General features: G+C 63.8%; 18 protein-coding genes. 12 read left to right on the plus strand and 6 right to left on the minus strand.

Annotation, left to right across the window (positions count from 1 at the left end):
• Positions 1–8: 8 nt before the first annotated feature.
• Positions 9–9,005: an SdrD B-like domain-containing protein gene (locus D0T21_RS08465; RefSeq protein ID WP_116994323.1), complete on the minus strand. Its 8,997-nt coding sequence runs from the start codon at positions 9,003–9,005 to the stop codon at positions 9–11.
• A 308-nt stretch (positions 9,006–9,313) separates the two neighbouring features.
• Between D0T21_RS08465 and D0T21_RS08470 the strand changes: the two genes are divergently transcribed.
• The 4 genes from D0T21_RS08470 to D0T21_RS08485 all read left to right on the plus strand — a co-directional run bounded on the left by D0T21_RS08470 (position 9,314) and on the right by D0T21_RS08485 (position 13,575).
• Positions 9,314–10,357 carry a hypothetical protein gene (locus D0T21_RS08470; protein ID WP_199538495.1) on the plus strand — a complete coding sequence of 348 codons (1,044 nt, stop codon included), beginning with the start codon at positions 9,314–9,316 and terminating at the stop codon, positions 10,355–10,357.
• A 1-nt stretch (position 10,358) separates the two neighbouring features.
• Positions 10,359–12,053, plus strand: coding sequence for a single-stranded-DNA-specific exonuclease RecJ (gene recJ / locus D0T21_RS08475; RefSeq protein WP_116990890.1), 1,695 nt, complete (start codon positions 10,359–10,361; stop codon positions 12,051–12,053).
• A 72-nt stretch (positions 12,054–12,125) separates the two neighbouring features.
• A complete protein-coding gene (locus D0T21_RS08480; RefSeq protein ID WP_116990891.1) occupies positions 12,126–12,521 on the plus strand; it encodes a VOC family protein in 396 nt (131 codons plus the stop codon).
• A 172-nt stretch (positions 12,522–12,693) separates the two neighbouring features.
• Complete coding sequence (locus tag D0T21_RS08485) at positions 12,694–13,575, plus strand: hypothetical protein (RefSeq protein WP_116990892.1); 882 nt, start codon at positions 12,694–12,696, stop codon at positions 13,573–13,575.
• Positions 13,576–13,656: 81 nt separating this feature from the next.
• Here D0T21_RS08485 and D0T21_RS08490 read toward each other — a convergent pair whose 3' ends face one another.
• Positions 13,657–14,103, minus strand: a complete 447-nt coding sequence (locus tag D0T21_RS08490) for a DUF4440 domain-containing protein (RefSeq protein ID WP_116991062.1) — start codon at positions 14,101–14,103, stop codon at positions 13,657–13,659.
• Positions 14,104–14,207: 104 nt separating this feature from the next.
• On the opposite strand from D0T21_RS08490, the gene D0T21_RS08495 reads away from it, so the two are divergent.
• Genes D0T21_RS08495 through D0T21_RS08505 form a run of 3 tightly spaced genes read left to right on the plus strand, consistent with a single transcriptional unit; the run spans position 14,208 to position 15,668 of the window.
• Positions 14,208–14,645: an antitoxin Xre/MbcA/ParS toxin-binding domain-containing protein gene (locus tag D0T21_RS08495; protein WP_116990893.1), complete on the plus strand. Its 438-nt coding sequence runs from the start codon at positions 14,208–14,210 to the stop codon at positions 14,643–14,645.
• On the plus strand, positions 14,646–15,335 hold the full coding sequence (locus tag D0T21_RS08500) for an RES family NAD+ phosphorylase (RefSeq protein WP_116990894.1): 690 nt from the start codon (positions 14,646–14,648) through the stop codon (positions 15,333–15,335).
• 3 nt (positions 15,336–15,338) lie between these two features.
• Positions 15,339–15,668 carry a DUF2288 domain-containing protein gene (locus D0T21_RS08505; protein ID WP_116990895.1) on the plus strand — a complete coding sequence of 110 codons (330 nt, stop codon included), beginning with the start codon at positions 15,339–15,341 and terminating at the stop codon, positions 15,666–15,668.
• Here the strand turns inward: D0T21_RS08505 and D0T21_RS08510 are convergent.
• A complete protein-coding gene (locus D0T21_RS08510) occupies positions 15,665–17,512 on the minus strand; it encodes a carbohydrate-binding module family 20 domain-containing protein (RefSeq protein WP_116990896.1) in 1,848 nt (615 codons plus the stop codon). The genes D0T21_RS08505 and D0T21_RS08510 overlap by 4 nt on opposite strands.
• Before the next feature lie 253 nt (positions 17,513–17,765).
• Between D0T21_RS08510 and D0T21_RS08515 the strand changes: the two genes are divergently transcribed.
• The 3 genes from D0T21_RS08515 to D0T21_RS08525 all read left to right on the plus strand — a co-directional run bounded on the left by D0T21_RS08515 (position 17,766) and on the right by D0T21_RS08525 (position 20,210).
• Complete coding sequence (locus tag D0T21_RS08515; RefSeq protein ID WP_116990897.1) at positions 17,766–18,452, plus strand: GntR family transcriptional regulator; 687 nt, start codon at positions 17,766–17,768, stop codon at positions 18,450–18,452.
• Between the two features lie 115 nt (positions 18,453–18,567).
• A complete protein-coding gene (locus tag D0T21_RS08520; RefSeq protein ID WP_116990898.1) occupies positions 18,568–19,494 on the plus strand; it encodes a family 43 glycosylhydrolase in 927 nt (308 codons plus the stop codon).
• A 152-nt stretch (positions 19,495–19,646) separates the two neighbouring features.
• Positions 19,647–20,210, plus strand: a complete 564-nt coding sequence (locus D0T21_RS08525) for a hypothetical protein (RefSeq protein ID WP_147328056.1) — start codon at positions 19,647–19,649, stop codon at positions 20,208–20,210.
• On the opposite strand, the gene D0T21_RS08530 is transcribed toward D0T21_RS08525, so the two are convergent.
• The 3 genes from D0T21_RS08530 to D0T21_RS08540 form a co-directional block, all read right to left on the minus strand.
• The gene (locus D0T21_RS08530; RefSeq protein WP_116990900.1) at positions 20,186–21,547 is read right to left on the minus strand and encodes an 8-oxoguanine deaminase; all 1,362 of its coding nucleotides are present in this window, start codon (positions 21,545–21,547) and stop codon (positions 20,186–20,188) included. The two genes, D0T21_RS08525 and D0T21_RS08530, sit on opposite strands and share 25 nt — an antisense overlap.
• A gap of 77 nt (positions 21,548–21,624) precedes the next feature.
• Positions 21,625–22,983, minus strand: coding sequence for a nucleobase:cation symporter-2 family protein (locus tag D0T21_RS08535; protein WP_116990901.1), 1,359 nt, complete (start codon positions 22,981–22,983; stop codon positions 21,625–21,627).
• A 183-nt stretch (positions 22,984–23,166) separates the two neighbouring features.
• Positions 23,167–24,066 carry a LysR family transcriptional regulator gene (locus D0T21_RS08540; RefSeq protein WP_116990902.1) on the minus strand — a complete coding sequence of 300 codons (900 nt, stop codon included), beginning with the start codon at positions 24,064–24,066 and terminating at the stop codon, positions 23,167–23,169.
• 115 nt (positions 24,067–24,181) lie between these two features.
• Between D0T21_RS08540 and D0T21_RS08545 the strand changes: the two genes are divergently transcribed.
• Both D0T21_RS08545 and D0T21_RS08550 read left to right on the plus strand, forming a co-directional pair.
• Positions 24,182–24,727 (plus strand): carboxymuconolactone decarboxylase family protein, encoded by a 546-nt coding sequence (locus D0T21_RS08545; protein ID WP_116990903.1) that lies wholly within the window; start codon positions 24,182–24,184, stop codon positions 24,725–24,727.
• 25 nt (positions 24,728–24,752) lie between these two features.
• Positions 24,753–25,376 carry a pyridoxamine 5'-phosphate oxidase family protein gene (locus D0T21_RS08550; protein WP_116990904.1) on the plus strand — a complete coding sequence of 208 codons (624 nt, stop codon included), beginning with the start codon at positions 24,753–24,755 and terminating at the stop codon, positions 25,374–25,376.
• Positions 25,377–25,381: the final 5 nt, after the last annotated feature.

Raw genomic sequence — 25,381 nt, forward strand, 5'->3', positions numbered from 1 at the left:
TGAAAAACTTATGCGTGCGCCACCGGGCACTGGCCCACCAGCGTTGCCGCCGGCTCCGCGCCGATCAGGTCGGCGATGGTCGGTGCGACCACGCCGGCCGCGGCCGCGTCTTCCCTGGCGACGTCGAAGTACACGTCGGTCATGTCGGCCGACTTGCCGTTGCTCATGACCACACTGCTGCGCTCCAGGTGCAGGTTGTTGTTGGCGTCGACGAACGGCAGTTCGGTGTAGGCCACCTTCAGGCTGGCCACGCCGGCGTCCTTCAGCGACATCAACTCGCCCGCATCGGTCTTGCCGTCGCTGTTCTTGTCCTGCCAGATCAGCAGGCTGGAGAACTGCGCATCCCTGGCATCGACCACGCCGTCGTGGTTGCTGTCATAGGTTTCCAGCTTGGCGAAGCCCGAACCCTTGCTGGCGCCACCGAACAGTTCGTTGATGCTGTCGATCTTGCCGTTGCCGTTGCTGTCGACGGCCAGGAAGCCGTCGCTGGCCGACAGCCAGCCGGTCTGGATCGCCTTGCCGGTGCCCAGCAAATCGAAGCTGCCCTGCATCGCGCTGCGGGCGATGGTGTGGATGCCGTCGCCGTTCAAGTCGATCGCGATCGGCGTGATGGTGGCATCCCAGCTCATGTCGTTCTTGCCCGAGGCCAGCGAGATCGTGTCGGTATGGGTCACGTTGGTGTAGGCCTTGGCGTCGCCGGCCACGTCCGAATCGATCGCGTCGTTGCTGCCGACGTTCTTGACGCCCCACTTCCAGTTGCTCATGTTGTAGGTGCTGTGGTCCGACGAGAAGTACACGCTGACGTTGGTCTTGTCGAACACCAGGTAGTAGTCGCCCGGCGTCAGGTCGCCGAACTTGTAGTTACCGCCGGCATCGGTCTTGATCGTCGCGCCCACCTGCTTGTTGGTGCTGGCGTCGTACAGCGCAACGCTGATGCCGCCGATGCCCTCCTCGCCGCTGTCCTGGATGCCGTTGTGGTTGGCGTCGCGCCACACCTTGTCGCCGATGCTGGCCTTGCGATAAATGCCGGCATCCTCGGTGGTGATGTTCTGGCCGGTCGCCAGCGTGATGGCGCCGGTGCTGCCGGTGCTGCCGCTGACGTTGGTGATGTCGGAATCGGTGACGTCGGTGCCCATGCCGGTCTTGGTGAAGTACCAGCCGCTGCCGTTGGTGACTTCGACCTTGTACGAACCGGCGGCGAGGCCGTTGAACAGGTACTGGCCGCCGTCATGGGTGACGGTGGTGCCCTTGAGCGCGCCGGCGGCGTCGTACAGCTTGACGGTGACGCCGTCGACGCCCTTCTCGCCGCTGTCCTTGACGCCGTTGTAGTTGGCGTCTTCCCAGACGGTGTCGCCGATGCTGCCGGCCTTGACCAGGCCGGCGTCACGGGTAGTGTCCTTCACGCCGGAGGCCAGCGAGAACTGCGCGGTCTGGCCGGTGCTGTCGGCGTCGGAATCCAGGGCGGTGCTGCTGCCCTGGTTGGACTTGGTGAAGGTGTAGCCGTCCGGCGCGCTGAACTTGACCGAATACTTGCCGGGGCCGACGTCGGTGAACGAGTACAGGCCGCCGGCATCGGTGGTGTCGGTGGCGATGACCACGCCCTTGTCGTTGAGCAGCGAGACCACGACGTTCTTGGCGACCGCTTCGGTGGCCTGCTGGATGCCGTCGCCGTTGCTGTCGAACCAGACCTTGTCGCCGATCGAGCCCTTCTGATACAGGCCGGCGTCCATGTTGGTGGCGTTCTGGCCGGCGCTGACGGTGATCGAGCCGAGGTTGCCGCTGGCGTCCGCGTCGCTGTCGAGGTTGCCGTCGCTGCCCACGTCCTTGGTGGTGACCAGGTAGCCGGTCGGCGCCTTGATGTCGACCGAGTAGGTGCCCGCCGCGACCGAGAACTTGTAGTTGCCGTTGCTGTCGGTGGTGGTGGTCTTGACGATGTTGCCGTCAACGTCGCGCAGGTTGACGGTCACGCCGGACTTGCCGCTGTCGCTGCCGTCGTCCTGCAGGCCGTTGCCGTTCTTGTCGATCCAGACCTTGTCGCCGATGGTGGCCGCCGCCACCACGCCGGCATCGACGCTCTTGTCGACCTGGCCCGAGGCGACGGTGACCGCGTGCGACAGGCCGCTGGCGTCCACGTCCGAATCGACGCCGTCGTTGCTGCCCTGGTTGGCCTTGGTGAAGACCATGCCTTCCGGCAGCGTGGTCTTGTCGAACTGCACGGTGTAGGTGCCTGGCTTGAGGCCGCTGAACATGTAGTTGCCGTCGCAATCGGTGGTGACGGCCTTGCCGACCTGGTTGCCGTCGGCGTCGATCAGGATCACCTTGACGTCGGAGACGCCGCACTCGCCGCTGTCCTGGATGCCGTTCTTGTTGCTGTCCAGCCAGACACGGTCGCCGATCGAGGCGGTCTTGTACAGGCCGGCGTCGACGGTGTTGTTGGTTTCGCCCGCGGCCAGCTTGACGACATTGCTGACGCCGTTGCTGGCGAAATCGCTGTCCTTGGCGTCGTCGCTGCCCACGTCCTTGCCGGTGAAGGCATAGCCCGACGGCGCCGTGACCGACACCGTGTAGCTGCCCGGATCGGCGGTGAAGCTGTAGTGGCCGGCGGTGTCGGTGGAGGTGGTGGCCACCACTTTGCCGGTGGCGTCCTTCAACTGCACGCTGACGCCGCAGATGCCGCCTTCGCCGCTGTCCTGCACGCCGTTGCCGTTCTTGTCTTCCCACACGGTGTCGCCCAGCTTGGCCGGCGCCGCGACGATGCCGGCGTCCAGGTCGCTGTAGACGGCGCCCGAGGTCAGCACCACTTGCGCGGTCTTGCCGGTGGTGACGTTGGCGTCGGAATCCTTGACGTCGTTGCCGCCCTGGTCGGCCGTGGTGAAGCTGTAGTTGGCCGGCAGCGTGGTCTTGTCGAACTGCACGCTGTAGGTGCCCGGCTTCAGGTTGGTGAAGCTGTAGTTGCCGTTGGCGTCGGTGGTCGCGGTGGCGCCGGTGGCATTGCCGGCCTGGTCCAGCAGGATGACCTTGACGCCGGCCACGCCGGCTTCGCCGGTGTCCTGCACGCCGTTCTTGTTGACGTCGTACCAGACGCGGTCGCCCAGCGTCGCGCCCTTGTAGAAGCCGGCGTCGAGGTCGTTGTTGGTCTGGCCCGGCGCCACGGTGACCAGGTCGCCCTGGCCGGCGGCGTTGACATCGCTGTCGACCGCGCCGTTGCTGCCGGCGTGCTCGCCGGTGGCGGTCATGCCGCTTGGCGCGGTGACCGAGATCGCGTACTTGCCGGCGTCCACGGTGAAGCTGTACTTGCCGTCGGTGCCGGTGGTGGTGGTCTTGACGATGTTGCCCTGCTCGTCCTTCAGATCGACCTTGACGCCGACGATGCCGGCTTCGCCCGCATCCTGCACGCCGTTGCCGTTCTTGTCTTCCCACACGCGGTCGCCGATGGTGGCCTGCAGCGCGGAGACGCCCGCATCGAGGTCGTGGTTGGACGCGCCCGAAGTCAGCGTGACCTGCTGGGTCTGGCCGGTGGTGACGTTGGCGTCGGAATCGATAGCGCCGTTGCTGCCGGTGTGGGCGCTGGTGAACGTGTAGCCGGCGCCCAGCGTGGTCTTGTCGAACTGGACGCTGTAGGTGCCAGGTTTCAGGTTGTTGAACAGGTAGTGGCCGTCCGTGTCAGTGGTGGCGGTGGCCACGGCGGCGCCGTTGGCGTCGAGCAGCGTGACCTTGACTCCGGCGCGGCCGGTTTCATTGGCGTCCCGCACGCCGTTGCGGTTGGCGTCGTTCCAGACGGTGTCGCCCAGTTCGGCGAACTTGTACAAGCCCGCATCCACCGTGGTGTTGCTCTGGCCGGCCGTCAGCGTCACATTGCCGCTCTTGCCGGCGGCGTTGATGTCGCTGTCGGTGGCGCTGTTGCCGCCCAGGTTCTGGCCGGTGACGCCGTAGCCCGCAGGCGCGGTGACGGCGATCGAGTAGGTGCCGGGATCGACGGTGAAGCTGTACTGGCCGCCGTCATGGGTGACGGTGCTGTTGACCACATTGCCCAGGCTGTCCTTCAGGTCGACCTTGACGCCGTCGATGCCGCTTTCGCCGCTATCCTGCACGCCGTTGCCGTTCTTGTCTTCCCACACGCGGTCGCCCAGCGTGGCTTGCTGCACGGTCAGGCCGGCGCGCAAGGTCAGGTTATCGCCCGAGGCCAGCGTGACCTGCGCGGTCTTGCCGGTGCCGGTGTCGGCGTCGGAGCCGGCGCCGCCGGGACCGCCCTGTGCGGCGGACGTGAAGTTGTAGCCGGCCGGCAGCGTGCTCTTATCGAACTGCACGCTGTAGACGCCGGGCGCCAGGCCGTTGAACTGGTAGTGGCCGCTGGCGTCGGTGACGGCGGAAGCGCCCGCCACCGGATTGCCGCTGGCGTCCAGCAGCGTGACCTTGACGCCGGCCGCGCCGACTTCGCCGTTGTTCAGGCGGCCGTCACGGTTGGCGTCGATCCACACCACTTCGCTCAGCGAAGCCGGACGGTAGACGCCGGCATCGATGTTCTGGTTAAGCTCGCCCGCGCCTACACTGACGCTGGCATTGCCGTCGCTGCCGACATCGCTGTCCAGCGCGGTGTTGCCGCCCTTGCCGACGCCGGTGAACACATAACCCGCAGGCGGCGCCACCGACACGGTGTAGGTGCCTGGATCGACGGTGAAGCTGTACTGGCCGCCGTCATGGGTGGTGACCGAGTTGAGCACGTGGCCGCCGGTGTCCTTCAGCGTGACGACCACGCCGTCCACGCCCTGTTCGCCCGCGTCCTGCACGCCGTTGCCGTTGGCGTCGAGCCAGACGCGGTCGCCGATCACGGCCGGCAGCGCGACCACGCCCGCATCGAGGTCATGGTGGTTGTCGCCGGAATTGAGCGTGACCTGCGCGGTCTTGCCGGTGGCGGTGTCGGCGTCGGAATCGAGCGCGCCGTTGGCGCCCTGGTGAGCGTTGGTCAACACGTAGTTGGCCGGCAGCGACGCGGTGTCGAACTGCACGCTGTAAGTGCCCGGCTTCAGGTTGGTGAAGCTGTAGCTGCCGCTGGCGTCGGTGGTCGCGGTGACGCCGGTCGGGTTGCCGCTGGCGTCCAGCAGCACGACCTTGACGGCGGCCACGCCGGCTTCGCCCGCGTCCTGCACGCCGTTCTTGTTGTTGTCGAACCAGACGCGGTCGCCCAGCGTCGCGCCTTTGTAGAAACCGGCGTCGACGTCGTTGTTGGTCTGGCCGGCGCTCAGCGTGAACTGGTCGCTCTGGCCGTTGGCGCCGGTGTCGCTGTCGACGCTGCCATCGCTGCCGCTGTGCTGGCCGGTGGCCGTCATGCCGGTCGGCGCGGTGACCGAGATCGAATATTTGCCAGGATCGACGGTGAAGCTGTACTTGCCGTCGGTGCCGGTGGTGGTGGTCTTGACGACGTTGCCCTGCTCGTCCTTCAGATCGACCTTGACGCCGACGATGCCGGCTTCGCCCGCATCCTGCACGCCGTTGCCGTTCTTGTCTTCCCACACGCGGTCGCCCACGGTGGCCTGCACCAGCGCGATGCCCGCATCGAGGTCGTGGTTGACGCCGCCAGAAGCCAGCGTGACCTGCTGGGTCTGGCCGGTGGCGACATTGGCGTCCGAATCGGCGGCGCCGTTGCCGCCGGCGTGGGCCGCGGTGAACTGATAGTCGGCGCCGATCGTGGTCTTGTCGAACTGGACGCTGTAGGTGCCCGGTTTCAGGTTGTTGAACAGGTAGTGGCCATCGGTGTCGGTGGTGGCGGTGGCGACGGCGTTGCCGCCGGCGTCCAGCAGCGTGACCTTGACACCGGCGCGGCCGGCTTCATTGGCGTCCCGCACGCCGTTGCGGTTGGCGTCGTTCCAGACGGTGTCGCCCAGTTCGGCAAACTTGACCAGGCCGGCATCGACCGTGGTGTTGCTCTGGCCGGCCGTCAGCGTGACGGCGGCGCTGGCGCCGGTGGCGTCGATGTCGCTGTCGGCAACGCTGTTGCCGCCCTGGCCCTGCGCGGTGGCGGTGTAGCCGGCCGGCGCGGTGACGGCGATCGAGTAGGTGCCGGGATCGACGGTGAAGCTGTACTGGCCGCCGTTGTGGGTGACGGTGCTGTTGACCACATTGCCCAGGCTGTCCTTCAGGTCGACCTTGACGCCGTCGATGCCGGCTTCGCCCGCATCCTGCACGCCATTGCCGTTGCTGTCTTCCCACACGCGGTCGCCCAGCGTGGCTTGCTGCACCACCAGGCCGGCGCGCAGGGTCAGGTTGTCGCCCGAGGCCAGCGTCACTTGCGCGGTCTTGCCGGTGCCGGTGTCGGCGTCGGAGCCGGCGCCGCCAGGACCGCCTTGCGCGGCGGTGGTGAAGTCATAGCCGGCCGGCAGCGTGCTCTTGTCGAACTGCACGCTGTAGTTGCCCGGCGCCAGGCCATCGAACTGATAGTGGCCGTTGGCGTCGGTGGTGGCGACGGCGCCGGCCACCGGGTTGCCGCTGCCGTCGAGCAGCGTGACCTGCACGCCGGCCGCGCCGACTTCGCCGTTGTTCAGGCGGCCGTCGCGGTTGGCGTCGATCCACACCACTTCGCTCAGCGAGGCCGGGCGGTACACGCCGGCGTCGATGTCGGCATTGTGCTGGCCGGAGACCAGCGTGATGGGCGCGCTGTTGCCATCGGCGCCGACATCGCTGTCGAGCGCGACGTTGCCGCCCTTGCCGGCGCCGGTGAAGGCGTAGCCCGCGGGCGGCGCCACCGACACGCTGTAGGTGCCGGGATCGACGGTGAAGCCGTACTGGCCGCCGTCATGGGTGGTGACGGTGCTGAGCACGTGGCCGTCGGCCGCTTTGAGCGAGACGACCACGCCGTCCACGCCCTGCTCGCCGGCGTCCTGCACGCCATTGCCGTTCTTGTCTTCCCACACGCGGTCGCCGACCGTTGCCTGGACCACGACGATGCCGGCGTCCAGGTCATGACCGTGGTCGCCCGAAGCCAGCGTCACCTGGCCGGTGGCGCCGGTGGCGGTGTCGGCGTCGGAATCGGCGGCGCCGTTGCCGCCCTGGCCGGCGGCGGTGAACACGTAGTTGGCCGGCAAGGTGGTCTTGTCGAACTGTACGCTGTAGGTGCCCGGCTTGAGGTCGTTGAAGCTGTAGTTGCCGCTGGCGTCGGTGGTGGCGGTGGCGCCGGTCGGATTGCCGCTGGCGTCCAGCAGCACGACCTTGACGCCGGCCACGCCGGCTTCGCCCGCGTCCTGCACGCCGTCGCGGTTGCTGTCATACCAGACCTTGTCGCCCAGCGTGGCCGGACGGTAGAAACCGGCGTCGATGTCGGCGTTGTTCTGGCCCGGCGTCAGCGTGACGGCGCCGCTGTTGCCGGCGGCGTCGATATCGCTGTCGGCGGCGGCGTTGCCGCCGGCGCCCTGGCCGGTGGCCACGAAGCCTGCCGGCGCGCTGACCGAGACGGAATACGTGCCGGGGTCAACCGTGAAGCTGTACTGGCCGCCGTCGTGGGTGGTGACGCTGCTGACCACATGGCCGCTGGCGTCCTTCAGGTCGACCTTGACGCCGTCCAGGCCCAGCTCGCCGCCGTCCTGCACGCCGTTGCCGTTCGTGTCTTCCCACACGCGGTCGCCCACGGTGGCTTGCTTGATGACGATGCCCGCGTCCAGGTGCTGGTAGCTGTCGCCGGAGGCCAGCGTGACTTGCGCGGTCTGGCCGGTGGCGGCGTCGGCGTCGGAATCGTGGGTGGCGTCGCCGCCCTGGCCCTGGGCGGTGAACAGGTAGTTGGCCGGCAAGGTGGTCTTGTCGAACTGCACGCTGTAGCTACCCGGTTGCAGGCCGCTGAACTGGTAGTGGCCGTTGGCGTCGGTGGTGGCGGTGACGGTGGTCGGATGGCCGGCCGCGTCCAGCAGCGTGACCTTGACGCCGGCGACGCCCGCTTCGCCGTTGTTCTGCACGCCGTCGCGGTTGGTGTCGTACCAGACGGTGTCGCCCAGCGAAGCCGGGCGCACCAGGCCCGCATCGGCCTTGTTGTTGGTCTCGCCCGGCGCCAGCGTGATCGCGCCGGTGTTGCCGCTGGCATCGATGTCGCTGTCGACGGCGTCGCCGCCGTGGCCCTTGACGGTGGGCGCATAGCCGGCCGGCGCCTGCACGGACACCGAGTAAGTCCCAGGATTGACGTCGAAATGGTATTTGCCGCTGGCGTCGGTGGTGGTGCTCATGACCACGTGGCCGTCGACGTCCTTCAGTTGCACGGTGACGTTGGCCAGGCCGGCTTCGCCGCTGTCCTGCACGCCGTTGCCGTTGCTGTCTTCCCACACGAAGTCGCCCAGGTGCGACATCGGCACCTTGAAGGTCAGGTAGTTGGGTGTGACGCTGGTGTCGGCGGCGCCGCAGCCAACCATGCCGCCGTTGTCGCGCACTTTAAAACCGACATCGAAGTTGCCGGCGGCGGTCTGGCTCGGTTCGAACGACAGGTGGCCGGCGGCGATGTCGGCGGCCGAGATTTCGGTGTTCACGGCCACGGCCACGCCGTTGAGCATCAGCTTGCCGGCGGTCGGCAGCGAGGTGATGATGACGGACTGGAAGGCGTCGTGCTCGACTGCATCGACGAAGCCGAAGTCGGCCTGCGCCAGCGTGATCGGCGCGCCATTGCTCAGTGCGAATACCTTGTTGGCGCCGGTGGGCGCGTCGTTGACGGGATCGACCACCACTTGCAGGTTCATCGAAATGCGCGGACCGGCATCGCCATCCTGGACGATGAGTTCGATCGTGGCGAACTGGCCGTTGTAGTTTGGCTTCCAGTCGCCCGGATGCACATAGACGGTGTCCGCATCGACGCGGCCGAACAGCGGCGTATTGACGAGCGACGTGGTGCCGTCCGGCAGCTTCACCACCATGGTGTTGATGTTCAGGCCGGCGGTCGTGGTAACCCCAGCCGCCGCCAGCACATCGCGCATATCGAAGTTGGCGTTGGTATCTTCACATACATGAATGGTGGCATTGACTGAAATAGTACTCATTTAGACACCTCTACCGTCACACCGCTGTATTTGAACTTAATCATTTTTATTTGCCTTCAAAGTCGTTTTGGAGTGGATTGCTGACCGGCGCGGCTGCTGACGGGGGTGGGGTCAAAGGCGGCAGGGGAATACTGGACAACTGGAGTTGTCGGGATGGAATGATGCCGACAACACATGTAAGTTGTCGCAATTATAGCGAAACTTTTCCTAAAATAATTAATATTTTTTACTCGAATGATTCTTTTTGTCATCTTGCAGTTCTTTAACGCAACATCCCGTCACTGGCTGCTTTGCCCTACAATCTCGGCATGACTGAAATCACCCTTGCCCTGCCTTATGCCCTGCCCCCGCCGGAGATGGTGTCCGACCTGTTGCGGGTCCTGAAAACCCCTGCATTGGCGACGTTGTTGTCTCGCAACAAACACTTTGAATACCATCGTTACGACAACGACAGCCGGGTGCTGCCGCACGAAGCATGGTTGGCCCACGCACTGGGCCTGGCGCCGGCGCCCGACCGTCCAGACACCGGCGCGCCGGTGGCCACCGCCGTCATGCACGGCTGTGGCTTGCATGCGGAGGCCGGACATGGCCACTGGTTCATCGTGCAGCCGGCGCATATCCAGCTGTCGCGCACCCACCTGCTGCTGTCCGATCCCCGCGCGCTGCATTTGAACGAGGCGGAATCGCACGCGCTCTACGAGCTGGCCCGCCCCTGCTTCGAGGAGCAAGGCAAGACGCTGCTGCATGCCGCACCCGGCCTGTGGCTTGCACGGGCCGATGAGTGGTCCGCCCTGGCCACCGCCTCGCCCGACGCCGCGACCACGCAAAACCTGAGCGACTGGATGCCCGAGGGCGAGCACGCGCGCGCCTACCGCAAGCTGCAAAACGAGATCCAGATGCAGTGGCACGAACACCCGGTCAATGAAGCGCGCCAGGCGCGCGGCCTGCAGGCAGTGAACTCGTTCTGGCTGTGGGGCGGCGCCGGTCCGCTGAAGGCGGCGCCGCAGCCACTGGCGATCGCCGGCGGCCCGGAATGGATGCAGGCGCTGGCCGCGCCCGCGCTGCGCGCGCCGACCGCAGCGCAACTGATCGCCCAGCCGGGCGCCGTGATGCTGGCCGAGTTGATCCCGTCGGCGCAGACCGGCGACTGGTCCGACTGGATCGCCCGCATGCAGCGCATCGAGCAGGAATGGCTGGCGCCGTTGCTGACGGCTTTGCAGGATGGCCGCATCGGCAGCCTGACGCTGCTGCTCAGCCATCGCAATGGCTGGAGCACCGTCGGCACCAGCAAACTGGCGCTGCGCAAATTCTGGCGCAAGCCGAACCTGAACCTTTTACTGAAGCAAGCCTGACATGACCCGTATCGCCACCCGTCCCTGCCCGTTCCGCGAATCCGAAATGCTGCGCCAGGGCGGCATCCATCCAGTGCTGGCGCGGCTGTACGCGTCGCGCGGCCTGACCGACGTCAAGGAGCTGTCGAGCGAGCTGGCGGCCATGATTCCGCCTTCGGGCCTGCTGCACATCGGCGCCGCCGCCGTGTTCCTGGCCGACTCCATCGCCGCCAACAAGCGCATGGTGATCGTGGCCGACTACGACTGCGACGGCGCCACCGCCTGCGCGGTCGCGCTGCGCGGCCTGCGCGCGATGGGCGCCAACATCGACTTCATCGTGCCTAACCGCTTCGAGTACGGCTACGGCCTGACGCCGGAGATCGTCGAGCTGACGGCGCGCGAGAAGCAGCCGGACATCATCATCACCGTCGACAACGGCATCGCCAGCATCGACGGCGTGGCCGAGGCCAACCGGCGCGGCATCGAAGTCGTCGTCACCGACCACCACCTGCCGGCCGATACGCTGCCGGCCGCGCGCGTGATCGTCAATCCCAACCAGCCGGAATGCGGCTTCCCGAGCAAGCATATCGCCGGCGTCGGCGTGGTGTTCTACGTGCTGCTGGCCTTGCGTGCGGAACTGCGCAAGCGCGGCGTGTTCGACGCCCAGACCCAGCCCAAGCTGGACAACCTGCTCGACCTGGTCGCACTGGGCACCGTGGCCGACGTGGTACGGCTCGATCCGAACAACCGCATCCTGGTGGCGCAAGGCCTGAAGCGCATGCGCGCCGGCCGCATGCACGCCGGCGTGGCGGCGCTGTTCCGCGTGGCCGGACGCGAGCCGCGCACCGCCAATCCCTTCGACCTCGGTTTCGCGCTGGGCCCGCGCCTGAACGCGGCCGGACGGCTGGAAGACATGTCGCTGGGGATCGAATGCCTGATCACCGACGACGAAGGCCGCGCATGGCAACTGGCGCAGCAGCTCAATGAAATCAACCTGAAACGCCGCGAGATCGAAGCCGAGATGCAGGATGCGGCCTTGCTGCACCTGGACGCGTTCGAACCGGCCAACAGCAGCACCATCTGCGTGTTCGACGAATCGTGGCACCAGGGCGTGATCGGCATCGTCGCCTCGCGCCTGAAGGAAAAATTCTTCCGCCCGACCATCACCTTCGCGCCCGGCGCCGACGGCTGGATCAAAGGCTCCGGCCGATCCATCCCCGGCTTCCACCTGCGCGACGCGCTGGACCTGGTGTACAAGAAGGCGCCTACGCTGATCGACAAGTTCGGCGGCCACGCGATGGCGGCCGGCCTGACGCTGCGCGCCGACGCCTTCGAGGCCTTCGCCGCCGCCTTCGAGGAAGTAGGCCGCGCGTGGTTGAGCAAGCAGCAGCTGGAACGCGTAATCGAAACCGACGGCCCGCTGGAAGACGCCTACTACACCACCGCTTTCATTGAGCTGATGGACGGCCAGGTGTGGGGCCAGGGCTTCGCGCCGCCGGTGTTCTGCGACGAGTTCCGCGTGGTGAGCCAGCGCATTTTGAAGGAGCGCCACCTCAAGCTGCTGCTGGAGAAAAACGGCGCCCGCTACGACGCCATCTGGTTCGGCCACGTCGACTCGCTGGGCGAGCGCGCCAAGGTCGCCTTCCGGCTCGACGCCAATGAATACAACGGCGTCACCAAGGTGCAGCTGATGGTGGAGCACGCCGAGCCGGCATAAACAAATCACCGCACTTTCCATATTGGCAATATGATATTCTAAGCATCCCCGCCTATTTGTCAGGATGGTTAGATGCAATTATCCAATTACCTCTTCTTTACAACGACTTGCGAGCAAGCACTGGAGTTTTATACCCGGTGCGGGCTGGGCCGGATGACCGACGTGCTGCGATTCGGTGTGGATGGCATGCCGGTTCGCAATGAAGCCATGCGCGGCAAAATCATGCATGCGAGATTTGAGGGGCCGGGAGTCTTGTTCTTCGCTTCGGACAATGACGATGCGGAGCCGATGCGCGGGTCCGCACATATTTTGCAGATGACCGACCGGCAGCTGACGAAACAACTTTTTGACAAACTGTCCGAAAAGGGTCGGGTCACTACGCCTCTGGACACGCAGGTTTGGGGCGACTACTACGGCAAATTGACCGACCAATTTGGCGTGCAGTGGATGCTGAACTGTTCGGCTTAAATCACAAGTGGAAACGATGAGAGTAGTTTTTTCTGCCACCGCACTTGCTTGCAGTCTTCTCCTATCCGCGCATCAGCCAGCTTATGCGGAGAACACCACCACGAGCGAGCTGCTGCTGCCGACTACGCTGTAACCTCGCAGCTCAACTCAAGACCGCCCACGAAAGGTATTTATGTACTACAGACATGAATTCTCGTGCAGCAAATGCTCCAAGACTGTACACATCATTAGCCAGATCAGTAAAGTGCCAACTAACAAGGGAACTACGTTCGAGCACAATAGCTGCAAAATTCACAGCCTTAGTTTTGCAGAGTATGAAGGCATCAAGGTCATCGGCGAGGATCCGGGTTGCACAGGAACACTAGCCTATCGGCCTCTAAGCCTTGCAGGTCCTAGTCCCGATATGGATAACTTCAGCTCCAGTTCCAGTTCCAGTACCGGAATGGCATCTTCGCCGCCAACAGTCACTCACGAGGCGAGTTCGTCGCCAGCGATATCGACGTCTAGTGGATCAATTTCTACTACGACAACTAGTTCGAGCTCGTCGTCATCAGCGCCCGCGCCCGAAGACTGGAAAGTCTTCAAGATTATCGATCTCACTGGATTCGCCACTCCTCCATCGGATCCTCATTTTACATTCAAGATACAACGGAAACTTGCTGAAGAAAAGTTCAAGGCAAGACTCCAAGTGCTCAGAACCAGAGTGGCGCAAGCCTGTGCTGGAACCAAACCCCCGGGCGTCAATACGATCTGCGTGGCTATCAGTCTGGATGGGGGTGGCGCAACCGTCGGCTACAACAAAGATATCACCAACCTGACTCAGCTAACCAAAACTCTACGCGACAAGCTCAGCTCCACACATAAACTAGAAGCATGGAAACCTCAAAATTGCGCCGAAGTATCCGCCGTGAACAAGCTATTAAAGCAGGGCTACGACTTAGAGAAGATCCTTGTTTGTTCATTGGCTACAAATGGGACGTACAAACCACCGTGCGAGACCTGCCAAGGCTGGTTAAATCGCTCCAAGGAGTTGGGCGTTTACACCGTGGCATGATTTTTAGTACAGAATTCATCCGACACATGCCGTAAGGGGGGGCTATGTCCTTCGTCAAGCAGTTCCGCTAGCCGCTACGCTTCATTTCCCTCCGCAAACCTCAACACCGCCATCAAACACGATGCGCCAGGTGTTGGGCGCCTCCAGCCGCCAGACCGAGCTGAATCGCGCGATCAGCTTGCCGTCCGGTCCATGCACCGGGCCGGAGGTCTTGGCCAGCGTGCCCGACGCCAGCACCTCGACCTCATCCGGCTCCCAAGAAAACGGCGCACCCGGCTTGGCGAAGAATTTCTTCCACTCATCGGCCACCGCCTGCTTCCCGTGCAAGGACTGCGTGCCACCGCTGAACACCGCCTCATCGGACAGGAAAGCCACGAAAGCCGCATGATCGCGTGCCTTCATGGTCGCCGCAAAAGCCCGCTCAACGTTGGCCACCTGCTCCTGCACGCCCGTGAAAACCGGCGCCGCCACCGCCGCGGTCGCAGCCAGCGCCAACACCCCCGCCACCGTCAAATTCAACCATTTCATGGCCATTCCTCCCTGTTTTGTAGACAAGGTGATATTAATCCAGTTGGTCCCGGATTGCTATTCATCCGAAAAAGGAGTATAACTAGTCCATCAACGGAGGATTTATGAATCTTACCTACGCTTACCCCCGCAGCCGCTTCGAACCAACCATCCTGGTCGACCTGAACGCCAAGCCCGAGCGCGAACGGCTGTCCAAGGCCGCCCTCAAGGGCTTTTTCAAGCTGGCCGCAGCCTGGAAGCTGCGCGACGACGACGCCCGCGAACTGTTGGGCGGCATCTCCAGCAGCGCCTACTACGAGTGGAAAAAGAACCCGGAACGCACCTTGGAGGTGGACTGCATCACGCGCATCTCCTACCTGCTGGGCATCTACAAGGCACTGCACATCCTCTACGGCGACAAGCTCGCCGACGAATGGATGGGCCTTGCCAACACCAACCTGATCTTCGGCGGTCGCACGCCGCTGACCTATATCGCGGCCGGCGGCCTGCCCGCCATGCAGATCGTGCGCCAGTTGCTGGACGCGCGCCGCGGAGGACTGTAAGTGCCGGTCAGCCTGATTCCGCCCCTCACCACACTGCGCCAGTTCGACACCTGCCGTTTGCTGCCCTCGCGCTTCGCCGATCTTGAAGACTCGGTGCTGTCGCCACTGGCCGATAACGAACAGGACCTGCACGACCTGTTCGAACTGGATAACGCCACCAACGCCCGCCTGCAAGCGCAGAACGGCGGCGCCGCCGGCATCACGATGGATGAACTGGTGTTCGGCGTGCCGAACTTCCGCATCGTAAACGCCGCCTTTACCTACGCCCGCCCTGAAGGCAGCCGCTTCAACGGCGGCGATCGCGGCGCATGGTACTGCGCCTTCGACGTCGAAACCGCGCTGGCCGAAGTAAGCTTCCACAAGGCCGTCGAATACGCCGAGATCAACCGCTTCGACGACAGCGTCCAATACCAGACCATGCTGGCCGATTTCACCGCGCCCTTCCACGACCTGCGTGGCCAGGCGCGCTACCTGGGTTGTCTGGCGCCGGACAGCTACATCGAATCGCAGATCCTGGCCGAGCGCCTGCTGGATGGCGGCTCGCTGGGCATCATCTATCCGAGCGTACGGCTCGACGGCGGCACCAACCTGGCCTGCTTCCGCCCTGCGCTGGTGGGCAATGTTCGCAAAGGTGCGGCCTATCGGTTAACATGGCGGGGTAGCCCTGTACCGATCATCGAAATTATCTGAATCATGCAAACCAAACCTGAAAACGACACCGACCTGCGCCTCAAAGTGAACCGCGAGACCGCGCGCCTGCCCTGGACCGAACTGCTCAAGCATTTCGCCGCCGGCAATGTGGTGTGGATCGCCAATTCGCTGGACCTGGTCGACGTGGCCGTGCGCATCTCACACGACGACAAGGCCCATATCGGCCAGTGGATGAACGCCGGCCTGCTCGCCAAAGTCAGCGACGAGCAGGCTGCGAACTGGCTGGAGACCAACGCCGAACTGTGGGCAGTCGTCGTCAGTCCCTTCATCCTCGTCCAGCAGGAAAAGGCTGTTCCAGCCAGCGTGCATTAAAACTGGAAGCTGCCCGCGTCGAGCGTGACCGATCCGCCGCAAGCCGGCGTGGTCGCTTCGCGATTGCCGCTGGCGGTGGACTGGTTACTTTCCCACACGGTGCTCACGCCGTACTTCATGAACTTGTACTGGATCGCCGTCGACGGCGGCAGTTGGAAGGTGCGCGACCATGGCACATTGGCGCCGCTGCCTTCAATGTTCAGCTGATCGCTGGCGCCCTGCACCCAGTTTCCTAGCTCCGCGCGATTCCCCACCACGTACACGTTCTGCCCCACCACCGTATTGGCGTTCGCGACGCGGAAGGTGACAGGCACCGTGGTGCACGTACCGCCGCCACCGCCGCCGATCTTCTGATTGATGTGCAGTGCCACGGCAGGCACCGTAGCACCGCCGTTGGCGGCAATGCTCACGCTGATCATACCGTTGCTGCCGACGGCGACACTGTCGCTGGTGCAGGCCGTGCCGGCAGCGTTCAACAGGCCGTGCACCACGTTGCAGTAAGTCCCGGCGGGCAGCAGCGTTTGCAGCGACGCATTCCAGGCCGCGTACTCATTGTTGATCGCTATGAAGCCCTTGGCGCCGCGCCCGAACGCGATCTGGTTGGCGGTGCCGTTGGTGAAGTAATCCACACCCTGTCCCGACGTCGCCGCGCGGAAGGCGACCATGTTGGAGATATCGCTCCAGCGATGGATGAAGTCCCACTGCTGGTTGATCAACGGGTTGCCGCTGGCGTCGAACGGGCTGGCGCTCGGCGGGGCCTGGTCGTAATTGGTGAAGCGGAAGCCCGAGTGCAGCTGCGCCGAACCATACGGCCAGGCCAGCATGAAGATGTTGGCCAGGTCGTAGCGCTTGGTGCCTTGGGTGTCGTTGGTGGTGCCGGAGACGTAATTGCTGGCCACCAGCGAGCTGCCGTTGCGCTCCGTATCCCAGTTGTTGACGAAGACGGTCGCCTTATCACTCGGCACAAAGCCCCAGGTGCCGCCCCAGTTGCCCGGCGTGCCCATGATGGCGCGCACCTGCGACAGGCTGGCGCCGTTCTCGTTGCGGAACATGGCCTTGATGGCGAAGGTGTACTGGAATTCGTTCAGCGTGCCGACGCTGTAGTAGTCGGAGCGCGCCACGTTACTGTCCGGGATCACCTCCTGCGTGATCCACAGCGCCTCGCCGGCCGTGGTGGTGTGCGTGACGCCGCTCATGATCGCCTGAAGATCGCTGGGCTGCATATGCTTGGCGGCGTCGAAGCGCACGCCGTCCACGCCCATGTTGATCAACTTGGTCAGGTAGGTCTTGACCTGGCCCTGCACATAGGAGCCGTCGGTCTTCAGGTCCGGCAGGCCGCTCAGGCGGCAGAACATCACGTTGTAGCGATTGCCCGGCGAGCCGTAGTCGCCGCTGGCGATGTCGCAGGCGGGATGGAAATCGCTGGCGCTGAAGAAGGGATAGGCCAGCGTCGTCGAGTTCCAGGTCGAGCCGTCGGTGGCGGTGCCGGAACCGGCCGCCAGATGGTTGACCACCACGTCCGCATACACGCGCACCTTGGCGGTGTGGCAGGTGTTGATCATGGTTTGGAACTCGGCCTCGGTGCCCATATTGCTCTTCAGCGAAGCGAAGTTCACCGGCTGGTACACATCCCACCAGGCGCCCAGACTGGCCGAAGCCTGCGGCGGCGATACCTGCACCGCGCCAAAGCCCTGTGGGCCGAGCCAGTTGGTGCACTCCTTGGCGATGTCGTTCCACTTCCAGCGGAACATCTGTACCGAGGTATCGGCGGGGTTGAAGGCGGCATGCGCAGGCGCGAGGGCGCAACCGCCCAGCAGGCCGGCGGCCAGTAAGGTTTTCATCATTTTTGTCTCCGTGTCGTTATATTTTGTATTTTGGGAAATGCTGCAGCCCAGATAAAATGTAGCAGAACTACAGTAAACAACAAGCGGAATTCGCTAGAGTTTTTTACAATCCGCTACAGGAATCGCTTCCACATAATTTCCATACGACACATATGTAATGCGATTACTCGTGAGATACTGCCAGATAGTCAATCCCCGGCAGCCCATGTATGATGGGGCGAAAAAACGACACTACGAGATTCATAGCCACCTCATGTCCAGCACACTCCCCGTCGAAAGCCCCAACGATATCGCCAACAACCTCGCCGAAGCCATCGCGGCGCGCAAGCTGCCGCCCGGGACCAAGCTGCGGGAGGAAGCGTTGTGCCGTTTGTATTCAGTCAGCCGCACCAAGATCCGCGCGGCGCTGCTGATACTGTCGAAGGACAAGCTGATTAACATGGTTCCCGACAAGGGCGCCGTGGTCAGTCAGCCCAGCGAACGGGAGTCACGCGAGATCTTCGCTACGCGCCGCATCATCGAAGCGGCACTGGCGCGCGAGTTCACCGCCAAGGCCAAGGCGGCCGATTACAAAATGCTGGAGAAGCATTTGAAGGAAGAGCGCAACGCACTATCGCAAGTACCGTCGAAGATGCGGCAACAGCTGCTGGGCGACTTCCACGTGCTGCTGGCGGACGTGGTGGGCAACGAGGTGCTGAAGGAAATCGTGCGCGAGCTGGTGGGCCGCAGTTCGCTGATCACCATGCTGTATCAGTCCGAACGCGATGCCGCCTGCTCGTCGGACGAGCACAGCGCCTTCCTGGCCGCCGCCCGTTCGGGCGATGCGGACAAGGCGGCGGAGCTGATGCTGCATCATCTGAGCCACGTGGAAGCGGCGCTGAATTTCGACGTCAACGTCAGCCCGGCCAAGAAAGACCTGATCTCCGCGCTGCTGATGTAGCGATACGAATCGCGGTATCGCTTCGCCACAAAAATTCATTAGACGCGCCCTCGCAGCTGCCGCAGCATGAATTCCTGCATCCGGCAGACACAAAACCTATAAAGCGAGACGACAAATGAATCAACAGCTACTCAAGCGATGGGCGGCGGCGACAGCTATCGCCTTTTGCGCAGCAGGCGCACACGCCGCCACTTGGACGCTCACCGGCGCCCTTATCACGCACGACCCCAGCGTCTACAAGGAAAACAGCACCTGGTGGATCACCGAAACCAGCGATACCGGCATCGGCGTGAAGTTTTCGCCTGACGGCCACGCGTGGACGCAAGGCGTGAGCATCTTCGGCGGCGGCCTGTCGTGGTGGAACCAATACAACAACAACTCCAAGACCGTCTGGGCGCCGGACATCCACGTCTGGAACGGTAAGGCGATCCTGTACTACGCGGTGTCCACGTTCGGCTCGCAGAAATCGGCCATCGGCCTGGCCACCGCCACCAGTATCGCAACGGGCAACTGGACCGACAAAGGCGCGGTGCTGACATCCGCACCGGGCAACAACTACAACGCCATCGATCCCAATTTCTTCGTCGATAAAGCGGGCCAGCCGTGGCTGTCGTTCGGCTCCTTCTGGACAGGGATCTATACCACGCGCGTCGATGCGAACACCCTCAAGCCCACCGGCAGCTGGTACCACCTGGCCGCCGACAGCACCGGCATCGAGAACTCGTTCATCATGTCGAACGGTTCGTATTACTACCTGTTCGTCTCCAAGGGAAAATGCTGCGATGGCGCCAACAGCACCTATCACATTTCCTACGGCCGTTCGACCAGCGTGACCGGACCGTATCTGGACAAGAACGGCGTCGACATGGTCAACGGCGGCGGCACCACGCTCGACGCCGGCGGCGGACGCTTTATCGCGCCGGGTGGGGAATCAGTGGCCAACGGGGTGATGGTGCGGCATGAACTGGATAGCCAGAACAGCTACAACGGCGTCCTGTTCATCAACGACCTGACCTTCAGCGGCGGCTGGCCGACGTATTGATGAAGGCAGCGGCTGCATTCACGGCGCTGGCTGCGGTCGCCCTGCTCGCGATGTGGACATGGCAGGCCACACCCGCGCCCGACCGGAGGCCGGTCGAAGGCGATGCCGCAGCCAAGGCCGTGGCTCGCGCGGGTCCGGCCTCCCCGCTCCGCGTGGCAAACCTTCCGCTGGCCGCGCCGGGCCGCAACGCTATCGACTCCACGATCGAACTATCACTCACCGACAAACAGGAACTCATCGCCGACTTCGCGCTGCATCAGTTGATGGATGGTTTTCTGCTCAACCGAAGTGAAGCTGGCAGGCTGCAAGCGCTTGAAGCCCACCTGCGCCGCACACTGCCCGCCAACGCGGCCGGCGAAGCAATCCAGATCGCCACCCGCTATCAAAACTACCTGACCGCGCACGACGAGCTGCTGGCAGCCCAGCGCTTCACCTCAAACGACGCGGCATCGCAAGACCTGAACCGCATCGGCAGCTGGCGGCAGCAATGCCAGCAACTGCGCATCCGTACGCTCGGCGAGCGCATCACACTGGAATGGTTCGGTAACGAGGATGCCTATCTGGGGCAGGCGTTGGACGAACGGCGCCAGCGCAGCGAAGGCCGTCCACCCGCCGCCGACGCCGCGCCGGAAGACCAGGCAGCCCACGACCTGCATATGCAACAGGCCCTGGACCAGGCCATCTCCAGCTATCAGCGGGCGGCCAGCGCCAATTGATGCGCCAGCGCGTTGTGGCGCTCGATCACCACCGGCAGGTCGATGGTACACAGCACGCCCTCGCGCACCACCACCTTGCCGTTGATGATGCTGTACGAGACATTCGGCGGCGTGCAGAACACCAGCGCCGCGACCGGGTCGTGCAGCGCGCCGGCGAAGCCTATCGTATCGAGCTTGAACATCACGATGTCCGCCGCCATGCCCGGCTTGAGCGCGCCGATGTCGTCGCGGTTGAGCACCTTGGCGCCTCCCAGCGTGGCCACTTCCAGCGCCTGCCGCGCCGTCATCGCGTCCGGGCCGAAGCCCACGCGCTGCAGCAGCATCGCCTGCCGTACTTCGCCCATCATGTGGCCGGAATCGTTGGAAGCGCAACCGTCGACACCCAGGCCCACCGAGACGCCGCTGTCGAGCATCTTGCGTATCGGCGCAATGCCCGACGCCAGCCGCATATTCGAACATGGGCAGTGCGCGATGCCGGTGCCGGTGCGGCCGAACATGTAGATGCCGTCGTCGTCCAGTTGCACGCAGTGCGCGTGCCAGACGTCGTGCCCCACCCAGCCGCAATCCTCGGCGTATTCGGCGGGCGTCATATTGAATTTTTCGCGGCTGTAGGCGATGTCGTTCGCGTTTTCAGCCAGGTGCGTGTGCAGCGACACGCCGAAGCTGCGCGCCATCGTCGCGGCCTCTTTCATCAGGTCGCGCGAGACCGAGAACGGCGAGCATGGCGCCACCACGATGCGCTGCATCGCGTAGCGGCCGGCATCGTGATAGGCTTCGATCAGGCGCTGCGTATCCTTGAGGATCGCGCCCTCCTCCTCCACCACGCGGTCCGGCGGCAGGCCGCCTTTGGACTGGCCCACGCTCATCGAGCCGCGTGCGGCGTGGAAGCGCATGCCGATCTTGCCGGCCGCCTCGATGCTGTCATCGAGCTTGCAGCCGTTGGGGTAGATGTACAGGTGGTCGCTGCTGGTCGTGCAGCCGGACATGATCAGTTCCGACATCGCCGCCAGCGTCGACACGTTGACCATCTCCGGCGTCAGGTTGGCCCAGATCGGATAGAGGTTGGTCAGCCAGTTAAACAGCTCGCCGTTCTGAGCGGCGGGAATCACGCGCGTCAGGCTTTGGTACATATGGTGGTGGGTGTTGACCAGGCCGGGCATCACCACATGGTTGGCCGCGTCGATAATCTCGTCGGCCTGCTGCGGCAGGTCGGCGCTGCGGCCGACTTGTTCGATTACGTTGTCCCGGATGTAGACGGCGCCGTCGGCGATTTCACGGCGCTCGTCATCCATCGTTACCAGCACGCGCGCATTTTTGATCAGTAGGGTTTTAGTCATAATTTCTATGATGGTTAAACACTGCGGAAACAATGCGCGGGCACTGCGGAAACAGTCAGGTTGATATCGAGCGTATTTTAAGCTGCTTCACGCTCGGAGGTTAAAAAAGCTTGCGGTACTTCCTCTTCTTCATCGTCGTCGGTCAATTCTACCGGACGTTCAGGCAACACCAGGTTCAGGGCCACCGCGACCAGCGCGCCAACCGTGATTCCCGAGCCGAAGACTTCCTTGACGAAGGCCGGCAGCTTGGACAGCAGTTCCGGCCGCACCGTCACCGCCAGGCCGCAGCCGATGGCCACCGCCATGATTACGCCGTTACGCTTGGTATGCTCCACGTGGCTCAGCAACTGCACGCCGGCCGAGATGATCATTGCGAACATCATCAAGCCAGCGCCGCCCAGCACCGGTTGCGGAATCGTCACCACCACCGCGCCCAGCACCGGGAACAGGCCGGCCAGCAGCAGCATCACGCCGGTCAGCGCCACCACATGGCGGCTGGCTACGCCGGTCAGCGACACCACGCCGACGTTCTGCGCAAAGGTCGATACCGGAGGGCTGGACATCAGCGCGGCGAAGGCCGAACCGACGCCGTCGCACAGGATGCCGCGCGCCAGCGTCTTGCCGCGCATCTTGGTGTTGGTGGCGGCGCCCAGCGCCATGAAGGTGCCGGTGGTTTCCACCATCGTCACCAGATAGGCGATCGCCATGGCGACGATGCCGGCCACCGGGAAGGTCATGCCGTAGTGGAGCGGCTGCGGCAGCGCGAAGATCGGCGCATTCTGCACCTGCGTAAAGTCGATCATGCCCAGCGAAACGCACAGCAGGTAGCCGATGAACATGCCGATCACCACGGCGGCGGCGGATACAATCCCCTTGCCGAATTGGACCAGCATGATGACCGTGGCCAGCACGAATGCCGCGATGCCCAGGTTGAGCGGCGCGCCGTAGACCGCGCCCGGTGCAAAGCCGCCCGCAGCCCAGTCCACCGCCACCGGCACCAGCGACAGGCCGATCATCGTCACCACCACGCCGGTGACGGCGTGCGGGAACAGCTTGCGGATCTTCGGCATGAAGCAGCTGCCGACGATCATCACCAGCGAGGCGGCCAGCGACGAACCGAGTATCGCCGGAACGCCGTGTTCAAGACCGATGCTGATGGCCGCGCCGACGAAGGCGAAGCTGGTGCCCATCACGCAAGGAAGCCTGATGCCGACTGGGCCTACGCCTTTGCATTGAATGATGGTGACGATGCCGGAGCCGAGCAAGGCGGCGTTGATCAGGGTGATGATCTGGTCGGCCGGCAGTTTGAGCGCGGCGCCCACCACCAGCGGCACGGCGATGATGCCGCCCAAAGCGGCAAGCATGTGCTGGGCCGCCAGCAGTATGGTCGTGAATAGGGGTGGTCGATCCTCGACCTGAAATAACAAGTGATTCATAAACGCGTCTCCGTCTGTCTTTTTTATTGGGCGTTACTTTGCAACTACTACCCACACGGGCTGCCCTTAACCGTGCGTAGAAATGATGCCTAGCAACGCAACAGCTCGTGACCGACGCGTTTAATTGATAACGATATTGCGCTTCGTCGGATACATTGTCAACGAATTTTGTATACAATTTTTCTATCGAAGTGCGCCATCTTCACGTAGCGTGGCAATCGCCAGATCGAGGAAGGCGCGCAGCTTGCGGGACGAATGCCGGCCTTCGTGGTGCACCACGCTGACCGGCACCGCCGCGGCTTCGTAGGGGGACAGGATCGCGCTCAAACGGCCATCTGCCAGGTAGGGCGCGGCCATATAGGACAGCACGCGGGTGATGCCGAAGCCGTCCAGCGCCGCGCGCAAGGCGGCGTCGTTGCTGGTGCTGCTCAGGCGCGGATGTACCTTTACCGATAGCGGTTTGCCATCGTACTCAAAGCGCCAGTCATTGGTCGCCGTGACGGCGGTGGCGGCGATCAGGTCATGTCCGGCCAGCTCCTGCGGCGTAGCGGGAACGCCACGCCCGGCCAGGTAGGCCGGCGCCGCACACACCACCTGCCTTACCTGTCCCACGCGCACCGCCTGGTAGCTGGAGTCGGGCAAGGCGCCGATGCGGATCGCCGCGTCCACGCCCTCGTCCATCATGTTGACCACGCGGTCGAGGAAGCGGCATTCGACATCGGTTTCAGGGTAGCGTCGCAGGTATTCAGTGACTATGGGCGTGACGTACATCGCGCCGAACATCACCGAGGCCGTGATCACCAGCCGACCGCGCGGCGCACCGTGCGCGCCGGCGGCCGAGGTTTCGGTTTCCGCCACGTCGGCCAAAATGCGGCGGCAATCGGCGGCATAGCGCGCGCCGGTTTCGGTCAGCCGCACCACCCGCGTGGTGCGCAGCAGCAGGCGCACGCCCATGCCCTCCTCCAGCTCCGTGACGGCGCGCGTGACCACCGGCGGCGAGATCTTCAGCTTGCGGGCGGCGGCGGCAAAGCCGCCCTCATCGACGACTGCCACAAAGATCGTCATGGCGGAGAGCTTGTCCATATTATTCCTGAATTAGAAATAGTTTATTGTTAATTTAACGGATTCTCATTATCCCGCACATCGATGAAACTACAAGTGTTCGCTGAACAAACAACCTAACCCTAAGGAATTGACCATGAACCGTATCGCCACCATCGAAACCGCCACCGCCAATGCTGAGCAAAAAGCCCTGCTGGACGCCATCCAGGGCCAGCTCGGCATGGTGCCCAACTTCCTGAAAGTGTTCGCCAACTCGCCGGTCGCACTGCGCGCCTTCCTCGGCCTGCACGGCGTGGCCAATGGCGGCACGCTCGACGCGTTGACCCGCGAACGCATCGCCCTGGCGCTGGCGCAGCAGAACAACTGCGAATACTGCGTCTCCGCCCACACCGCGATCGGCCGCAAGACCGGCTTAAGCGGCGAAGAAATGAACGCCGCCCGCAGCGGCACCAGCGCGGACGCGCAAGCCGCCGTCGCCGTGCAGTTCGTGCAAAGCCTGATGGAGAACAGGGGCGCGGTCAGCGCCATCGAGCTGGCGGCGATCCGCAGCGCGGGCTATAGCGAGTCGGACATCGTCGAGATCATCACCCACGTCGGCATGAACTTCCTGACCAACATCCTGGGCAAAGCCAGTCGCGTGGAGATCGACTTTCCGAAAGTCGACCTGAAGATCGCAGCCTGATTTCACACTGATCGAGGAGCACATCGTGGGTCGCGCCTATTCCGATATCACCTTCACGCCGGCGGTGCGTGAGGTTCAAAGCAGCATGGGGAGCCGCGCCCGCTATGCGTTTCTCGACCAGATGGAAGACCGGCAGGACAGCCTGGGCGAAAGGGAAATCGCCCTCATCGAGGAGATGGATCATTTTTACCAGGCCACCGTCAGCGAGACCGGCTGGCCTTATGTGCAGCATCGCGGCGGACCGAAAGGCTTCCTGCGGGTGCTCGACGCGAAAACCCTGGCGTTCGCGGATTTCCGGGGCAATCTGCAGTACCTCAGCGTCGGCAACCTGAAAGTGGATGACCGCATCTCGATGATACTGATGGACTATGCGAGGCAGGTGCGGATGAAAATCGTCGGCCGCACACGCATCGTGGAAGCCGCAGACGATCCGGCGTTGATGGAGCTGCTTCATATGCCGGGTTACAAGGCGCGCATCGAGCGCGCCTTCATCATCACCGTGGAAGGCTACGACTGGAACTGTCCGCAGCACATCACACCGCGCTACACGGAGCAGGAAGTCACCGATATGACAGCGCCCCTGCTCGCCCAGCTCAAACAGCTGAGGGAGCAGTTGGCAAAGCTCGCGGGGCCAAACGGCGGCGCTTGACGCGC

Source organism: Duganella sp. BJB476 (assembly GCF_003416895.1).
Lineage (GTDB): Bacteria > Pseudomonadota > Gammaproteobacteria > Burkholderiales > Burkholderiaceae_D > Rugamonas.